Source organism: Saccharibacillus sacchari DSM 19268, assembly GCF_000585395.1.
Classification (GTDB): Bacteria; Bacillota; Bacilli; order Paenibacillales; family Paenibacillaceae; genus Saccharibacillus; species Saccharibacillus sacchari.
The window spans coordinates 1,777,164-1,794,141 of the sequence record NZ_KK073875.1 but is presented as its reverse complement, the minus strand read 5'-3'; the positions used below and the strand labels follow the sequence as shown (position 1 = coordinate 1,794,141).

The window sequence follows — 16,978 nt, the reverse complement described above, 5'->3', positions numbered from 1 at the left end:
AAAAGAAATTCAATTCAGACAGACATTCGATCAAGAAAGCATGGCGATGCTGTTCAGGCCGGTGCGGATCATGTCGCAGGAGCGTTGGAACGATAGTTTTTCGTCGTCGCTCAAGTTGAATTCGATCAGTTCTTCGATGCCGCCGTCGCCGATGATGGCGGGGACGCCGACGCAGACGTCGGATTGGCCGTATTCGCCGTCGAGGATCGCGGAGACGGCGATGATGCGGTGGTCGTCGTTCAGGATCGAGCGGGTGATATAGGCGATGGCGCTGCCGATGCCGAATTGGGTGGAGCCTTTGCGGGTGAAGATTTCCCAGCCCGCGTCTTTGGTTTTGCGCGCGATATCGTTCAGGTCGAGATCCGGGAAGCGAAGCTTGTGTTCTTCGATGATATGCAGAATCGGTTTGCCGCCGATGGTGACGTGCGACCAGGCGACGAATTGGGATTCGCCGTGTTCGCCCATCGCGTAGCCGTGGACGCTGCGCGGGTCGACTTGGAAAACGTCGGCGAGCAGCGTTTTGAGGCGGGCGGAATCGATGGATGTCCCGGTGCCGATAACCCGGTGGCGCGGCAAGCCGGACACTTGGGCGGTAATCTGCGTTACGACGTCGACCGGATTCGAGGCCACCACGAAGATGCCGTCGAAACCGCTGGCCATGACGGCAGTGACGACTTCGCGGGTGATCGAAGCCGCATCGGCGATGATGTCCATGCGGGTCTGGCCCGCTTTGACATTAGCGCCTGCGGTGAGCACCACGATATCCGCATCGCTGCAATCGGCATAAGTTCCGGCGCGTACACGTGTGCGCGTCGAGGTGAAGTCGGCACAGTGGGACAGATCGAGCGCTTGCGCCAGTGCATGTTCATGATTGCGGCTGATGATGACGATTTCGTCGCAGATGGATTGGTTAATCATGGCGTAGGCGCAGCTTGATCCGACCAGACCCGATCCGATAATGGCGACTTTACGGTTTTTTCTCCCCATATTCGCACTCCCTAGTCATTAATATTTTATATCGAAAATGATTGAATGAAAGAATTAGGTATTCACTTGTTTACATGAAAGGATTTCAAAAGAACTCATTGCTTTCATTTTAGCGGAAAAGAAGAGGATTGTCAGCCACAAAATGCACGAATATGTTACGATACATGACATATCAGACGGAAAAAGTTAATAAATCGACTTTGAATGGAAGAAAAGGGGACGGAACAGCGGATGAACGGCCAAAATGGGCGATCGGCTTCATAAGGGGTAAACTATAAGGGTGGCCTTGACGTGACTTCGATTGGAGTTCTTTCGACAGAAGAAGCGCCGGGCGAATTTTGACGGAGGTGAATGAATCATGACACAGAAGAAACGCTTTGTATTGGCCAGCCGTCCCGACGGTATGCCTACGGAAGATAATTTCGAATTGAAGACGGAAGAGCTGGAAGCGCCGCAGGACGGCGAGATTTCGGTGGAGACGCTGTACCTGTCGGTAGACCCGTACATGCGCGGCCGGATGAACGATGCCAAGTCGTATTCCAAACCTTACGAGATCGGAGGCACGCTGGGCGGAGGTTCGATCGGTCGAGTGATCGAAAGCCGTCACGCTTCCCGTAAAGTCGGCGATATCGTGCTTGGCGGTTGGGGATGGCAGACGCATGCGACGGTAAACGGAGATCAAGTGGCTCCGGTCGATCCCGACCTTGCTCCGATCCAGACGGCGCTCGGCGTGCTCGGCATGACCGGGTTAACCGCTTATTTCGGGTTGCTGGATATCGGACAACCGAAAGAGGGCGAGACGGTCGTCGTATCCGGCGCGGGCGGCGCGGTCGGCATGATCGTGGGCCAGATTGCCAAAATAAAAGGCGCCCGCGTGGTCGGCATTTCGGGCTCCGAGGAGAAGAACCGTTATTTGTCCGAAGAATTGGGCTTCGACGCCGTCGTGAATTACAAAACGGAGTCGCTGGACGAAGCCCTGGCGGCAGCTTGCCCGGACGGCGTGGACGTGTACTTCGACAATGTCGGCGGAGAAGTAACGGATGCGGTGTTCCAACTGCTGAACTCGAATGCGCGTATTCCTTTGTGCGGCCAGATCTCTTTATATAATGTAGCGAAAAAAGAGCCGGGACCGCGTTTCCTGCCTCTGCTGCTTACGCGAACCGCGCTTGTCAAGGGCTTCCTGGTCGGACAGTATCAGGATCGATACAGCGAAGCGATTCCGGAGATGGCGGCTTGGATGAAAGAAGGCAAGCTCAAATATCGGGAAAACATCATCGAAGGATTCGAGCGGACGCCTGAAGCTTTCCTGGGTCTGTTCAGCGGCGATAACTTGGGCAAGCAGCTGGTCAAAGCGTAAAAGGAACAAGTCGAATAGAGTGCTTCAAGCAGGCGATGATCGGGAATTTTCTGGATCATCGCCTTTTTCGCGCATAAAAATCTCTACTATCCGGATCTAGCCGAGCAAATCCCTGAAATTCAAAAACTAAGAATGGAGACATCGGAACCTGGAGCGACGGCTTCGTCCGCAGCGCCAAGTGCAAGCGCAGCGCGCCGGTCAACGCCTGCAGAGCAGAAAATACGTTCAAGAACGGGAACATCGAACTCGTCGACAAGGTCGGATTTGTAATCGCGTAATCGAAAAAAAGCCCCCGGCATCGGCCGGAGGCTTTGTCATGTCAAGGAGCGTATACACGTCTCGGAGAAGTCTTAATTGTTCAGCAAATACTTCTGCTTCAACGCGATGATTCTTGCTGCGCTCTCGTCGATGCGCTGCTCGGAAATTTTACCGTCCGCAACGGCCTGCTTGATTGCCTCGATCGCCGCGATGGCGTTATCCGCACCGTGGGCAACAAGCAAAATATCGCTCCCGGCCTGCACGGAATGCACGGAGGCTTCGCCCAGGCCGTAATTTTCAGCGATGGCGCCCATGGTCATGTCGTCGGTCATAACCACGCCGTCAAATCCGAGTCGGCTGCGCAGGAGATCGGTAATGACGGCTTCGGACAGGGAAGACGGATACTCGCTGTCGAGTTTCGGTAGGAGAATATGGGCGATCATGACGACGTCTGCGCCGTCGGCGATTGCCTTTTTAAAAGGAACCAGTTCCAGCTTATTCAGTTCGTCCAGACTCTTATTCACGACCGGAAGCGCGATATGGGAATCGACGGACGTATCGCCGTGGCCGGGGAAATGTTTGACGACAGGGATAATGTTTTTCGACTCAAGTCCCTGCATGACCGCGATTCCGAGCTTGGAGACGAGTGCGGCGCTGTTGCCGAAGGAACGGTCGCCGATCACCGGATTATCCGGGTTGCTGTTCACGTCAAGCACAGGGGCATAGTCGAGGTTGAAGCCCTGGGAGAGCAGCTGATCGCCCAGAAGTTCGCCGATGGAGCGTGCATAGGCTGCGTCGTTTTCTTTGCCTACCGTTCCGGCTGTCGGAACTTTGGCCACGCCTTTCAACCGCGCTACGCGTCCGCCTTCCTGATCGACGCTGATGAACAAGGGAAGTTCCTTTTCCTGATTGGCGGCTTTGATCTCGTTCACAAAAGACTTCGTTTGCGCCGCCGAATCGATATTGTCCGCATAGAGGATCACGCCGCCTACGCCATGGTCGCCAAGCAGCGCGCGGTCTTCTTTGCTTAGCGAAGTACCCTCTACGCCAGCGACGATCATCTGGCCGATTTTCTGGTCCAACGTCATATTATCGAGCAATGCGGCCACCTCTTCCGAAGGGTTAAAAGCAGAATCGTCGGGTTCCGCGGATGCCGAGTCGTTTGAAGGGATCTCGGCCGTTCCGTCCGGTTGTTCCGGTTTTGATGGAGAAGTGGCACCCGGAGCGTCTACCGCAGCGGTCTTGGCTGTGCCGAGCAGCGAAATGTGATCGAGCGCCGGATTTTCGGACGTGTCCGTTTCATTGTCTGAACCGCTCCACGGCCTCGGAAAGATCCATCTCAACGTGTATCCGCCGGGCAAGTCGTATGCCAAAATAATCTGATCGACGGTGTCGTCGCTATATGTGGTTACGTGATCCGCGTCGCCGAGTTCGGCCAGCAGATCCAAATAATGAATCTTTTGCAGCGCCGGATCGTCGGAACGCAGGTCAATTGCGATATCGTCGCGATAACCGATCGCAGCGAATTCCGCCGGATATTCAGCAAATAACATTCCGCCATTCTCCGAAGTGAGTTCAGGAGTCTGCCATTTGGCGATAACTTCGTCTTGAGTGGTTTTTCCGGCGGTGAAGCCCGAGGGTTCGACCCGACCTTCTTCGGCTAAAGAAACAATGGCAGCAATCTGATCTTTTACCGCATCGGTATTCGTATTTTGAGTTTGGCTACTTGGAGAAACTGAAGAGTTTGCGGCATTGGGGGCTATGGGCCGATCCCTGAGCAGCAAGACGGCCAAGCTGATCAGAATCAGAACCAATAATACGGCAGACGTTATTTTTAATGCAGAGGTGGTGCTGGGCCTCAACGGAATCGGCTCCTTTCTCGAAAATTTCGATATGCTTTTTCCCGCATGCTCAAGTCGTTTCGCGCACGGCGAGACTGAAGCTTAGCGGTTTCAACGGAATTTGATGACCAAGCAGATTGGGAGACAGCAGGGCGAAGGCATTATAGGCTTGATCGCGAATCGGATTCTGAACGCTGGTCAAGCCAAGCGTGCTCGCAATTTGCATATTGTCGAAGCTCACGATCCGAAGCTTGCCCGGAACGTCCCAGCCCATTCGTCGAGCTTCGCTCAAAATGCCTGCGGCAACATAGTCATTGGCGCAGACGATGGCTTGAGGCAGCTCATCAGAATATTTTGCTTGCGCCGGAGAATCTGCGTCGTTCGATCCGAACTGCGTCGATGCCTCGCCGAAGGGATGCTCGCGCTCAAACGGACGTACAGGGCCCTCGTTATCGGGATCCGCGCAGGCACGTCCGCGAGAGCGCTCCGGCTTCGCTATTGCTTCTTCTTCCGCCCATTCCAAGCGGGGACGGGAAGCACGGTCGTCTGTGGAGCGTGGATAGGAAGCTTCCGCATACGTCTCCAGAACGCCGGGCTCGCCCGCCGCCGCTTCGCGTCTGGCATGAGTATCCGTCAGACGCTGCGTAGGCGCGCCGAGCAGGCGTCGAACGACTTCTTGACCGTCTTCCAGATGATAGACGGCGTTGAAGTACCAATCCCGCCGAATCGTAAGGCCGCTTGCCGTCATTTTATCCTCATAGGCTTGAATGCGGCGCAACGTATTCAGGCTGCTCGGGCGGCCGAACGCATTCGCGATCTTCGTCACGCCGCGCTCAAGCAGATGCTCGATTGCCAGCGCGTAGCCGCCGTATTGATCCATCGCCACGGAAGGAATATCCGGTCGGTCCATTCGCTGCCACGACACGATCGGGCCGTATTTATTGTAGGAGCTGACGACGGACAGTTCGTTGACACAGGTGATAATAAGCAATCCGTCGACCCTTTTTTGCTTCAAATCTTCGAATGCTTGCAGCTCGCGGTTGCGATCCGAGTCCGAGGTATAGATGATCGTCTGGAAGCCGTGTTCAGCCGCGACTTCGACGAAACTGGTCATGAAGGGAAGGATGACTTCGGTGATGCCTGCCGTAATCATGCCGATCTGAAGCGTTTTGCCTTTGGACAGGGAGACGGCGTTGCGGTTCGGCACGTAGTCCATTTCCCGGATGACTTGCAGGATTTTCTCCCTCGTCTCGGGGCTGACATGGCGGGATTTGTTCAATACGCGCGACACCGTCGCCTTGGAAAAGCCGGAAAGTTTCGCGATTTGTTCAAGATTGGACATAACGTCTCTCCTTACGCTTGACGTGGAACGCGTTTCACGATTTATGCTAACGGTAAGTACTTTACTTCCATTCTAACACACAGGAGTGAATCGATAATGACTACACAGTTTCCGGAAAACTTTTTGTGGGGCGGCGCGGTAGCGGCGAACCAACTCGAAGGCGGATATAACGCGGACGGCAAAGGCCTCTCGATCCAAGACGTTACGCCAAAAGGCGGCATCGGCCAAGGCGGGCACGACACCGATCCCCTGATCACGCAAGATCCGACCGACGACAACATGAAGCTGATCGGTATCGATTTCTATAACCGTTACAAAGAAGACGTGAAATTGTTTGCCGAAATGGGCTTCAAAGTCTTCCGTACTTCGATCGCATGGTCGCGCATCTTCCCGAAAGGCGACGAAGCCGAGCCGAACGAAGCCGGTCTGAAATTCTACGACGATCTGTTCGACGAGTGCCGCAAATACGGCATCGAGCCGCTCGTTACCATTTCCCACTATGAAACGCCGCTGCACCTGTCCCGCGAGTATGACGGCTGGGTAAACCGCAAAATGGTTGACTTCTACGTTAACTATGCCACAACGGTGTTCAAGCGGTATAAAGACAAAGTTAAATACTGGCTGACTTTCAACGAGATCAACTCGATCCTGGAAGCACCGTTCATGAGCGGCGGCATCTCGACGCCTAAGAAAGAACTGAGCAAACAAGACCTGTACCAAGCCATCCACCACGAGTTGGTTGCAAGCGCGAAGACGGTTAAGATCGGTCACGAGATCAACCCTGACTTCCAAATCGGCTGCATGGTTCTGAGCATGCCGATCTACCCGCTGACGCCTAATCCGGACGACGTGATCCAAGCAATGGAATCGGATCACAAAAACATGGCGTTTGCCGACATCCACGTGCGCGGCGCTTACCCGGGCTACATGAAGCGTTACCTGCGCGAGAACGACATCACGATCAAGTTCGAAGAAGGCGACGAAAAAGTCCTGAAGCACACCGTCGACTTCGTTTCGTTCAGCTACTACATGAGCATCTGCGAAACGGCTGACCCTGCTATGAAAGCAAGAGGCGAAGGCAACCTGCTCGGCGGCGTGCCGAACCCTCACCTGCAAGCAAGCGAGTGGGGATGGCAGATCGACCCGAAAGGCCTGCGTTACGTCCTGAACTACTTCTGGGATCGCTATCAAAAGCCGTTGTTCATCGTGGAAAACGGTCTGGGCGCAGTCGACGAGCTGATTACGAACGACAAAGGCGAGAAGACTGTCGAAGACGACTACCGCATCAACTACCTGAACGATCACCTCGTGCAAGTGGGCGAAGCGATCGAAGACGGCGTGGACGTGATGGGCTACACGACTTGGGGCTGCATCGACCTGGTCAGCGCATCGACGGCACAACTGAAAAAACGCTACGGCTTCATCTACGTTGACCGTCACGACGACGGCAGCGGCACGCTTGAGCGTTACAAGAAAAAATCGTTCAACTGGTACAAAGAAGTCATCGCGACGAACGGCAAAAGTTTGAAGCGTTAAGCTGAATTTTTGCGATGAATGATTTCTGAAATGAATTTTTGAAAAAGCGAGGAACGGAGCCGAGAGGCTTTGCCGTTCCTCGTTTTTTTATAGGGAAAAATGAAGAATTGTTGGTAAGCCTGGCAGCGGATCAAATGCAAACGCATGGTTTGTTACGATTGATGCAAATAAGCAAGAGTTCAACTACCGAAAAGCGATTTTGCCCTTCATTTCTGCTTATGAGCAACAATTATGCGGCAGATCGGCTTTTTTATACAGATCAGCTTCAAATTATTGCTTATAGGCAACATTGGGGCTGTTTTTACCGAAAATCATCCGAATTGTTGCCTATAAGCACGATTGAACAGCTTAACGCTTCAAGCCTTCTGTTTGAAGCTCATCATGCAGCTCGGCCATCTGCGGCGAAATGGACACCGATCCTTTTTTAATCACGACATTATTAAAAAACTTCTCGAATGCCTGAGCCGGAACGTAGATACGCCCATTTTTCTGCACGACGACACTTTCCAATTCGACCTCGCCCGACAAATCGATTACCTTGAGTTTCACCGTCGCTCCTCCCGCTATTGCTACCCCCAAAGCCGCAGCCGTTATAACCTTTTTCATGCCGTCGTTTTCCTTTTACAGCTCCTATTATATTTCACTCCCCAAACGCTCCTTGCCCATAAAAAGTTGCCAATCAAAAAGACGAAACCCGAAGGTTCCGTCTTGATTGTTTTTTCTTCTACCCTTTATTTAAACGGAGAGCGCAGCAAAGATCAGAATTGAGCGCACCAGCGGAGGGAGAAATTCAGTGAAAGGCGCCTTTGAACTCGGGAATCTTCCTTATAAAAATTTCAATCCGAATTCCCGGGTGAGACAGCGCCTAGAACGAATTTTTCCCGCAGCGCCTCTCGCTCAAACCGCTGCTGCTCCGCTCTCCGTCCCCCGCGTCATCCTTTTGAACCGCAGCAGCATGTTGAGCCGCCAATGCAGGATCATGCCGAACGCGAGGATAAAGAACACGCCGCCGGTCTGCGGAAGCGTCACGAACTGCTCGACGTAGCCGTGCAGCGCCAGACGGATCACGATCAGCACGACGAGGATGAGCAGAAAAGCTTTGGACCTTTTGACGAACAGATCGCTGCCGACCTGCTCGAACTTGGTTCCGAGTATGAGCGGATAAGCGAACAGGAACCAGCCGACGAGGAACGCCGTCAACGCGCCCAACCACGGAATCTGGATATCGCGAATGACGAACATGAAAAATCCGGTAGCCATCCCGACCGGCGGCATCATGATCTTGCGAACCGTAAGGGGTCTTTTGCTGGCTTTCATCCGCATGAATAGCGCCATGAACGCCATTCCGGCGAAGAACAAGGTGAACAGCACGCTGAGCAGGATCGGATTCAGGGAAAAGAATTTGTCGAATATCGAATTGATCCAATCGATCATCTATGGGCCTCTTCTCTATAAAAGAATGAAATGCGCCGGGGCGCGTCTTTTTCAGTATACCATAAGGCATCGGAAGCTTTGTAAGCGATCCGGCACGAAAAGCGAGTTTTGGGGTAAGATTAAGAGAGAACCGAAAATTCCACCGGTTTCCAAATGTCCGGAAGCCGTACACGAACGGGGTGGCCGAATTGGGAAACAAGAAAATACTGATCGCCGAAGACGAGATGGTGCTTCGATTCCTGTTGACGGAGACGCTTGAAGATGAAGGATTCGATATCGACGAAGCCGAAGACGGCAGGCTCGCCATCGACAGTTTGCGCTACGGAGAGTACGATCTGGTCATTCTCGATTACATGATGCCCGAAGCGACGGGAGTCGAGGTCTGCCGCTGGCTGCGGGCCGAAGGCGGGATCAACGCGCAAAAGCCCGTGATCCTGCTGACGGCCAAAGCCGAGGAGAAAGACCGCGAGGAGGCCCGGCAAGCCGGCGTCTCGATATTCGTCTCCAAACCGTTCAGTCCCGCGGAATTAACGGAAATCGTGCATGACTTGACCGGGGAAGGCACTCCATGATCGGCAAGGCCGGAGGAAGTTTGCAGCGGCGGATTGCTTACGGCACAATGGCTTTGTTTTTGGTATTCGGGCTGCTGCTTGCGGCTGTGGAATGGGGCGTGCATCGGCAGTATACGGACATTTCGACTCAGCTCGATGATCGGATTGAACGATTGAACCTGCTTCAGGACACGGAGCGCGCTTTTTTGGAATCGGTATCGTACCTTCGCGCTTACGCGGCTTACGGCAGGGAGGATTTGCAGAACCAGGCAACGTCGGCGCGGGCCGATTACGATCTGTTATTCAACAGTTTGAGTGCCGCTTACGCTGCGGAAAATGCATCGGACATCGATCCTCTCGCCGAAATGAACGGCCGCTTCGAAACGTATTACGTCGACGCGCTTCAATTGATCGCGGCCGGAAACGAAGATGCGCTCGACGCGCTGGCGCAAACGCAAGGCAGCGCGCTCGTTCGGCAGATGGAAGACGAATTTTCGGGACTTGTCACCCAGCAGAGAGACCGGATCTTGGATCTGAGCGACCGGGGGCGCTTTTTGGCCCGGATGGTTCTGATCGTTCCGGGTGCGGCTCTGATCGCGGCGCTGGTAGCTGCCCTGCTGCTGATTCGGTACTTGAGAAAATCGTTCATATCGCCGGTGGTTCAAGCCGAGTCGGCCGTGGGCCGGATCGAGCGCGGTGAGATCGTGGAGCTTGACGCTTCGCCTCACCGCAACGAAATCGGCAGCTTGTTCGAAGGTATCGGACGCATGGCCGAAGGCATTCGCAGCAGGCAGGCCGAGCTGGAAAACAATCTGCTCCATATGGAAGAACAGCGCGAAGAACTCGAAGCGCAAAACGACGAGCTTGAGGCGCAGAACGAGCAAATTCTCGAGCAGCGCGAACAATTGGAACGCGCGCTCGAACGTCTGACCCGCCGCGAAGAGCAGTTGGAAGCGATCAACACGTATCAGCGCGCTCTGGTCGGCCTGACGGAATTGGGCGACTTTTTGCGGGAAGCGATCGGTCAGCTTATTTTCGTCACCGGGCGCGACGCGGCGATGCTCGTTATGCGCAGCGGCGATAGCCGACGCACTCCCGCCGAAGGTTGGCGGGCGGACGAGCTTGCGGGCGACAAACCCGAGGCTTACGCGGACGAAGCCTTCCGTGCCCGATTCGGCGAAGAACGTTACGAACTGCTTTACAGCAGCGGCTATCCCGCCTCGTCGCAAGCCTCGTTCGTCGGCGAGCCGGCCGGACCGGCGCTGCAAGCGATCGCCGCGAACCGTCCTGTGACGCGGCGGCGTCCGGTTTCCGGAGCAGAAGCGGGCGTTCACGGGGCTTACGAGACGGCGGTGGATACGTATTACCCGGTATACGACGGGGGAGGACAGGAACGTCCGGCCGGATTTTTGCTGTTGACCAGTTACGGCGACCGGCCTTCCGCGGACGGGGAAGAAGAATTGGCGGCCGGAATGATCCGTCAATTTATCGGAGCCTTGGTGGCGCAGTTGACGCAGGCGGAGCGGCAGCGGCAGAGCCGGGAGCTGGAGCGCCTGAATCGGGATTTGGAAAAGGAGAAGCGCAATTTGCTGCACCAGCGCGATTCCACGCAGCAGGTCATCGATTCGATCCACGAAGCGTTGATCGTCTGCTCGCCTTCCGGCGAAATCCTGATGTGCAACCGGATTACCGGCGAGATGCTGGACCCGATCTTCTGTTCGGGCCGCAACTTCGCCGACGCGATGGATGAAATGAACGAAAAATTCGGCATCGAGGACGACTCGGGCGAAAGAATTCGCGTGGCGCTCGATTCCGGACTGGACGGTACGCGTGCGCGTTACGCCTTCGAACCTCCCGGGCGTTCCGCACGGTATTTCGAAGTATACGTCCAGAAGGTCGAAGACGTACTGTGGGGCGACGTGCGCCTGTTCGTGTTCCGCGACCGGACGGAAGAAGAAGAAACCAACCGGCTTCGGGACGAGTTCGTCAGTGTCGTGTCTCACGAATTGCGCACGCCGCTCGCGAGTATACTCGGCTTCGCCGAAATCATGCTGAACCGGACGGTCAAGCCGGAGAAAGCGCAGAAGTACTTGAGCACCATCCACGGCGAAGCCACCCGGTTGTCGGGATTGATCGGGGACTTCCTCGATCTCCAACGGATCGAAGCGGGGAAGCAGACGTACCGCGCGCTTCCGCTGAACCTCAAGGAATTGACGGCGGAGATCGCGGCGCAATGGGACGGGCGTTCCGGTCACGAGGTACGGCTGACGCTGCCGGAAGAACCGTGCGTGGTTCGCAGCGACGGCGACCGTTTGAAACAGGTGCTGCATAATCTGCTGAGCAACGCTATCAAATACTCGCCGGGCAAAACGCTCGTGGATTGCGAGATTCGGCGGGAGGCTTCGAAAGAGACGGAAGCGGAGAACCGCTGGGTTGTCGAGATCCGGGATTACGGGCTCGGTATCCCCGAAGAAGCGAAGCCTCAACTGTTCGGCAAGTTTTACCGGGTCGACAACTCCGACCGCCGCCAGATCGGCGGCACGGGTCTGGGGCTCGCCATCGTGAAAGAGATGGTCGAAGGGCTGGGCGGCGAGATTTCGTTCGATTCGACGCTCGGCGTCGGCAGCGCGTTCCGTTTCGCGCTCCCGCTCCTCGAACTGCCGTCCGCGGCGGGCGCGGTATTGGTTCTGGAAGACGACGACAGCCTCGGCGGCTTGATCGAAGAAGCTTTCCGCGGCGAGGCGTTCCGGGTTTGCCGATTCTCCGAAGCCGAGACCGCGCTGCTCGCGCTTGAAGCCGGGAATGCCGAAGCCGCTCCGCAGCTGTGCGTGGTGGATCTGTCGCTGGCCGGCGAACAAAGCGGTTGGGACTTTATTCGTTATCTCGCCGCGGACGAAGGTTTGCGAAGCGTTCCGATCATCGTGTCCTCGGCGCTCGATCCGCCCGCAGGATATGCCGAATCGGAAAGCGGCAAGTATTTGCGCAAGCCGTTCACGGTGCGCGAACTGTTGGAACTCGGACGGCGGATGATCGCTTCCGTGCATGCCGGAACGGAGCTTGCGCTGCCTTTACCGAGCGAAGCGCTGGCCAGGGCTTCGCTCGAAACGCACGGCCTGGGCGTGCGACAAATCGAAGTCGAGCCGGATTTCGCAATCGCGGAGATCGAATCCGAAGATAAAGGAGGGCCTACATGAACAAATATCAGAAGCTGTTTATCGATCAAACGGGAGACAATTTGGGCAGAATCCTGAAGCCCGGTGCCCGAAGCGACGAACGTTCCGTTTACCGGATGCTTCATTCGATCAAGGGCACCTCAGGGACCATCGGGTTGCAGGCGTGGTACGAAGCCTCCCTGCGGCTGCTTAATGATTTCGACGAGCATGGCGACCGTGTGTTCACGGGCGAGGAATTGAGCGGCAAACTGGCGGAATTGTCGGAGCTGTTGAACGAAGGACAAGAGGCGAAGCTCGCCGGGGGATCCGCGCCGAATCTCGGATCGTTGCCGAACCATGCTTCGCCTGAGTCTTCGAAAACGGCGGAAGGGTCCGATTCGAGCCGTTCCGATGCTACGAGCCGAACGTCGGAAACGTTCGGCAATCTTCGCAACGCGATCGCTCGCAGCTTGGGCGTGCCGGAATCGTCGCAGAGCGGCCCGGTTCCGGAAACGTCTGCCTCGTCGGAAGCCGCGTCCGCTCAGGCCGGCGAAGTTATTCAGGGCGGGAAGGCGTTGCCGGATAACGCGGTTAACCGGCGTTTGGAGCCCGCGGTTCGGACCGGGGCTTCCGCTGCCACTGCCGAATCGGAAGGCACCGTGCTGCTGCTGGACGACGATCTCAGCCTGCTCGCGCTGTTGAAGGACGTGCTGGAAGCACAGGGCTTTACCGTGTTCGCGACCCCGCGCTTCGATAAAGCCGTCGAATGGTTTTACGAAATGAGGCCGGATTGCGCGGTTCTCGACGTGCTGCTGCCGGAGCAATCCGGCTTCGAATTGATGGAACGGCTGCGCGGGCTATGCGAAGACTACATGATTCCGGTCGTGTTGATCACGGCCAAAACCGACAAGGCGACGAGACTGCGCGCTTACGAGAACGGGGCGGACGATTTTCTTTCCAAGCCGGTCGATCCGGAAGAGTTCGTGGTGCGCATCCGTCGCTTGACGCGCCGTCGCAGCCGTCTGACGGGGCAGCTGCTGTTGGACCAGACGACAGGCGCCTACGGCATGCCGTTTTTGGAGCGCGAGCTTACGCGCCAAACGGGTTCGCCGGACGCGCGGCGGGAGCCGCTCGCGCTGGCCGCCGTCGAATTGGACGGGTTGCGCCGACTGAACGAGCGGACCGGTTACCGCGAAGGAGACCGCGTTCTGCGATCGTTTTCCGATGCGGTAAGGCGCATGCTCAGACCTCGCGATATTTGGGCGCGCGATCGGGCGAACCGCTTTTATCTGATGCAGCCGGGGCTTGATGCCGAGCGAAGCCGCGAGTTTCTGGAAGGCGTGCTTGCCGACGAAAACGTGCTGGCGCTGCTGCGTCCGGACGAGGTCAGCGCGGTTTGCGGCGTCATCGACGTCGAAGCCGGTTCGACGCGTCAGCAAGCGCTGGCCGGAGCGCTGCGCGCGCTCGAAGCGTCGGCCGGCCGCGACTTGCAGCCGGAAGGCGAAGGTTCGGCTTCCGGCGCGCTTCCGCGCAAGCTGCGTTTGGCGATCATCGACGACGATCCGTTGATCCGAACCATTTTGGAACGCCAGCTCGAAGGCGTGGAAGAAGAGTACGGATTGGAAGTCCGTTCGTTCTCCGACGGCGAAGACTTCCTGAGCGATTCTTGGCACGTCGAGCCTGCGCGCTACCTGCTGATTCTGGACCGTATGATGCCGAGAATGAACGGCATGGAGGTGCTCAGCAGGCTGCGAAGCGGCGCTTACGATCCGGTCTATACCGTGCTCATGCTGACGGGCGTCGGCGACGAACTCGGCATCGCGGAAGCGATCCGGGCCGGAACGGACGATTATATGACTAAGCCGTTCAGCATGATCGAGCTGGAAGCCCGCGTGCGCAGGCTGCTCGGCAAAGTCGAGGCGATGTCATGACCGACTCCCAATTTTTGCTCGTCGTATGGATCGGGATCGCCGTGCTGGTGCTGGTCATCTTGTTGGTCCTGTTTTATCTCGTCGAACGGAAGGTTCGCCGCATGCGCCATCGCCGTCAGGTGGAGCAGGCCATCGCGCTGTTCGCCGCGCCGAAGTCGCCGCTCGAAAATTATTTGCGCAGCGGTGATCCGACCCGCAAGCTTAACGCTTCGGGCAGCGGGGAAGGCCTTCGCAGGGAAGCGCTGGAGGAAGCGATGCTCGATCGGCTGGCCGTCGGGGCGTCCGAGACGGAGCGGCAGCGCATTTACGACTTCGCGTCCGGTTATTTCGCCGAAGAGTACGCTTATCTTCTCGGCAAAAGACGCTGGAGCGATCGGATGAATGCGCTGCTGCATATCGAGAAATTCCGGATCGGAGGCTTGAAAGAGCAGTTGTTGGCGCGGCTGGACGCAATCGGGGAAGGCCCGCGAACGGACGACGAGCGCTTTTTGCTGGTTCGCACGCTTGCGTCGCTGCAAGCGGAAGAGACGTTCGATTACCTGGACATGGGGGCGGAGCGTTTTTCGGAGCTTCAACTGATGCAGGTTCTGCGCCCGATGAGAGGCGATCTGGCCGAGCGTTTAATCCGAGACTTCGATCTTCTGCCGCCGCGCGTCGCGCGCTGCGTGTTGGACACGCTTCGGTTGGGCAATGTCCGGACGACCGAAGTGCTGGAACTGCTGGAGCGCTGCATGAAGTCCGAAGATACCGAAACGCGCATCCGCGCGCTCAAAGCTTTGGCGAACTTCGGCTATATGAGCGAAGAGGCGGCGGACAGGCTGGAAGCGCGCATGGCGGAAGGCGATGCGGTGATCTGGCCCGAGCGCTTGATGCACGCCCGTTTGGCCGGGACGGTTCGCGAAGAACGGTTCGCCGCGCATCTGGAAGCAATGATGGCCGATCCGTCCTACGAAGTGCGGCGGGAAGCGGCGGCTTCGCTGTCGAACTACCGGGGCGGGTTGGACCGCATCCGGCAGGTCGCGGAAAATCATCCGGACCGTTTTGCCCGGGACATGGCCGTGGAGATTCTGGAAAGGAGGGCGTATGAACGAAACGTGGTTTGAATTCATGATGCAGGCGCACCGGATTTTCGGCTACGCGATCATGGCTTACGTCGGATTGTCGTCAGGAGTATACATCTTTATGTACGCCGCCGCGGCGCGAAGCCTGTGGCGCGACCGCGATCTCAGCCCGATCCAATACAGCACGGTATTGGAAACGGAGCTCGTGCCCCCTTTGAGTATCGTCGTGCCGGCATATAACGAAGAAGTCAACATCGTCGGCAGCGTCCGCTCGCTGCTCGGCATCAATTACAAGCAATTCGAGATCGTGGTCGTCAACGACGGATCGAAGGACCGGACCGCCGACATCATGATCGAAGAATTCGATATGTCCGAGGTCAAAGGACGCGTGCCGTTTGCCGGACTCAAGCGCGAAACGAAGCCGATCCGGGCCGTATACCGTTCGCTGCGCCACCCGAACCTGGTGCTGGTGGACAAGGAAAACGGCGGCAAAGCGGACGCGCTGAACGTGGGTATCAACATCTCGCGTTACCCGTATTTCGTGTCTTTGGACGGCGATACGGTGCTGGACGCGAATGCTTTTATCAAGGTGGTCAAACCGATCATGGACGCGCGTCCCGGCGAAGAAATCATCGCTACCGGCGGCAGCGTCGGCATCGCCAACGGCAGCACGGTCGACAGCGGTTACCTCAGCAGCGACAACGTGCGTTTATCGGATAAGCCGCTCGTCATCATGCAGGTCATCGAGTATCTGAGGGGCTTCCTGATGGGACGGATCGGCCTCAGCCGTTACAACATGCTGCTGCTGATCTCCGGCGCCTTCGGGGTATTCAATAAAAAGTGGGTGGTCGACGTTGGCGGCTACGAGACCGGAACCATCGGCGAAGACATGGAATTGACGGTGCGGCTGCACCAAGAGATCCGCCGCAGAAAAAGCAAAGCCCGCATCGTGTACGTGCCGGAGCCGGTATGCTGGACGGAAGCTCCGGAAAGCTTCACCATCCTGCGCCGTCAACGTACCCGCTGGCAGCGTGGGCTGTTCGAAAGCATCTGGAAGCATAAAAACATGGTGCTGAATCCGCGCTACGGCCGGGTCGGCATGTTATCGATGCCGATGTTCCTGTTTATCGAGCTGCTCGGGCCGTTGGTTGAAATATTCGGCTATATCACGGTCGTGTTCGGATTTTTCCTCGACCGGATCAACATTCAGGTCTCGCTGTCGCTCGCGTTGATGATGCTGCTGTTCGGCTCGCTCGTTTCGGCGGGAGCCGTGCTGTTCGAGGAATGGCGGTTCCACAATTACAACCGGATCCGCGACGTGCTGAAAATGTTCGCCTACGCGCTGTCGGAATCGTTCTGGTACCGCCCCGTATTGACGGTGTGGCGGACGCAAGGCTTGATTCAAGCGATTCGCGGCAAAAAGCACGGTTGGGGCGAAATGACCCGGGTCAACGTGCTGGGCGCCAATAAAAAACCGGGTACGATCACGGGCGCGAACCCGGCTCCGCCGGAGAAGAAGGAGTGAACC

12 protein-coding genes are annotated in these 16,978 nt (G+C 56.7%); 7 read left to right on the top strand and 5 right to left on the bottom strand.

Annotation, left to right across the window (positions count from 1 at the left end; all coding sequences use genetic code 11):
- Nucleotides 1–30 precede the first annotated feature (30 nt).
- Nucleotides 31–987 (bottom strand): L-lactate dehydrogenase, encoded by a 957-nt coding sequence (locus SACSAC_RS07690; protein ID WP_037285083.1) that lies wholly within the window; start codon nt 985–987, stop codon nt 31–33.
- Nucleotides 988–1,345: 358 nt separating this feature from the next.
- On the opposite strand from SACSAC_RS07690, the gene SACSAC_RS07685 reads away from it, so the two are divergent.
- Nucleotides 1,346–2,344 carry an NADP-dependent oxidoreductase gene (locus SACSAC_RS07685; RefSeq protein ID WP_037285080.1) on the top strand — a complete coding sequence of 333 codons (999 nt, stop codon included), beginning with the start codon at nt 1,346–1,348 and terminating at the stop codon, nt 2,342–2,344.
- 350 nt (nt 2,345–2,694) lie between these two features.
- Here the strand turns inward: SACSAC_RS07685 and nagZ are convergent, their stop codons facing one another.
- Together nagZ and SACSAC_RS28385 are read right to left on the bottom strand one after the other, a co-directional pair.
- Nucleotides 2,695–4,464 (bottom strand): beta-N-acetylhexosaminidase, encoded by a 1,770-nt coding sequence (gene nagZ, locus SACSAC_RS07680; RefSeq protein WP_051506954.1) that lies wholly within the window; start codon nt 4,462–4,464, stop codon nt 2,695–2,697.
- 49 nt (nt 4,465–4,513) lie between these two features.
- The gene (locus tag SACSAC_RS28385; RefSeq protein WP_245608602.1) at nt 4,514–5,785 is read right to left on the bottom strand and encodes a LacI family DNA-binding transcriptional regulator; all 1,272 of its coding nucleotides are present in this window, start codon (nt 5,783–5,785) and stop codon (nt 4,514–4,516) included.
- A gap of 96 nt (nt 5,786–5,881) precedes the next feature.
- Here SACSAC_RS28385 and SACSAC_RS07665 point away from each other — a divergent pair, with 96 nt between their 5' ends.
- Nucleotides 5,882–7,321, top strand: a complete 1,440-nt coding sequence (locus SACSAC_RS07665) for a glycoside hydrolase family 1 protein (RefSeq protein ID WP_037285078.1) — start codon at nt 5,882–5,884, stop codon at nt 7,319–7,321.
- Between the two features lie 348 nt (nt 7,322–7,669).
- On the opposite strand, the gene SACSAC_RS07660 is transcribed toward SACSAC_RS07665, so the two are convergent.
- Together SACSAC_RS07660 and SACSAC_RS07655 are read right to left on the bottom strand one after the other, a co-directional pair.
- Nucleotides 7,670–7,927, bottom strand: coding sequence for a hypothetical protein (locus SACSAC_RS07660; RefSeq protein WP_037285077.1), 258 nt, complete (start codon nt 7,925–7,927; stop codon nt 7,670–7,672).
- A 291-nt stretch (nt 7,928–8,218) separates the two neighbouring features.
- Nucleotides 8,219–8,755: a CcdC family protein gene (locus SACSAC_RS07655; protein WP_084777958.1), complete on the bottom strand. Its 537-nt coding sequence runs from the start codon at nt 8,753–8,755 to the stop codon at nt 8,219–8,221.
- A gap of 188 nt (nt 8,756–8,943) precedes the next feature.
- On the opposite strand from SACSAC_RS07655, the gene SACSAC_RS07650 reads away from it, so the two are divergent.
- From SACSAC_RS07650 to SACSAC_RS07630, 5 genes are read left to right on the top strand one after another with little or no spacing between them, the layout of a single operon-like run.
- Nucleotides 8,944–9,327, top strand: coding sequence for a response regulator (locus tag SACSAC_RS07650; protein WP_037285075.1), 384 nt, complete (start codon nt 8,944–8,946; stop codon nt 9,325–9,327).
- Complete coding sequence (locus SACSAC_RS07645) at nt 9,324–12,500, top strand: ATP-binding protein (RefSeq protein WP_051506953.1); 3,177 nt, start codon at nt 9,324–9,326, stop codon at nt 12,498–12,500. The genes SACSAC_RS07650 and SACSAC_RS07645 overlap by 4 nt, the downstream gene beginning before the upstream one ends.
- On the top strand, nt 12,497–14,389 hold the full coding sequence (locus SACSAC_RS07640; RefSeq protein WP_037285073.1) for a GGDEF domain-containing response regulator: 1,893 nt from the start codon (nt 12,497–12,499) through the stop codon (nt 14,387–14,389). The genes SACSAC_RS07645 and SACSAC_RS07640 overlap by 4 nt, the downstream gene beginning before the upstream one ends.
- The gene (locus tag SACSAC_RS07635; protein ID WP_037285071.1) at nt 14,386–15,492 is read left to right on the top strand and encodes a HEAT repeat domain-containing protein; all 1,107 of its coding nucleotides are present in this window, start codon (nt 14,386–14,388) and stop codon (nt 15,490–15,492) included. Before SACSAC_RS07640 ends, SACSAC_RS07635 begins: the two co-directional genes overlap by 4 nt.
- A complete protein-coding gene (locus SACSAC_RS07630; protein ID WP_156950966.1) occupies nt 15,473–16,975 on the top strand; it encodes a glycosyltransferase family 2 protein in 1,503 nt (500 codons plus the stop codon). The genes SACSAC_RS07635 and SACSAC_RS07630 overlap by 20 nt, the downstream gene beginning before the upstream one ends.
- The last annotated feature ends 3 nt before the right edge of the window (nt 16,976–16,978 follow it).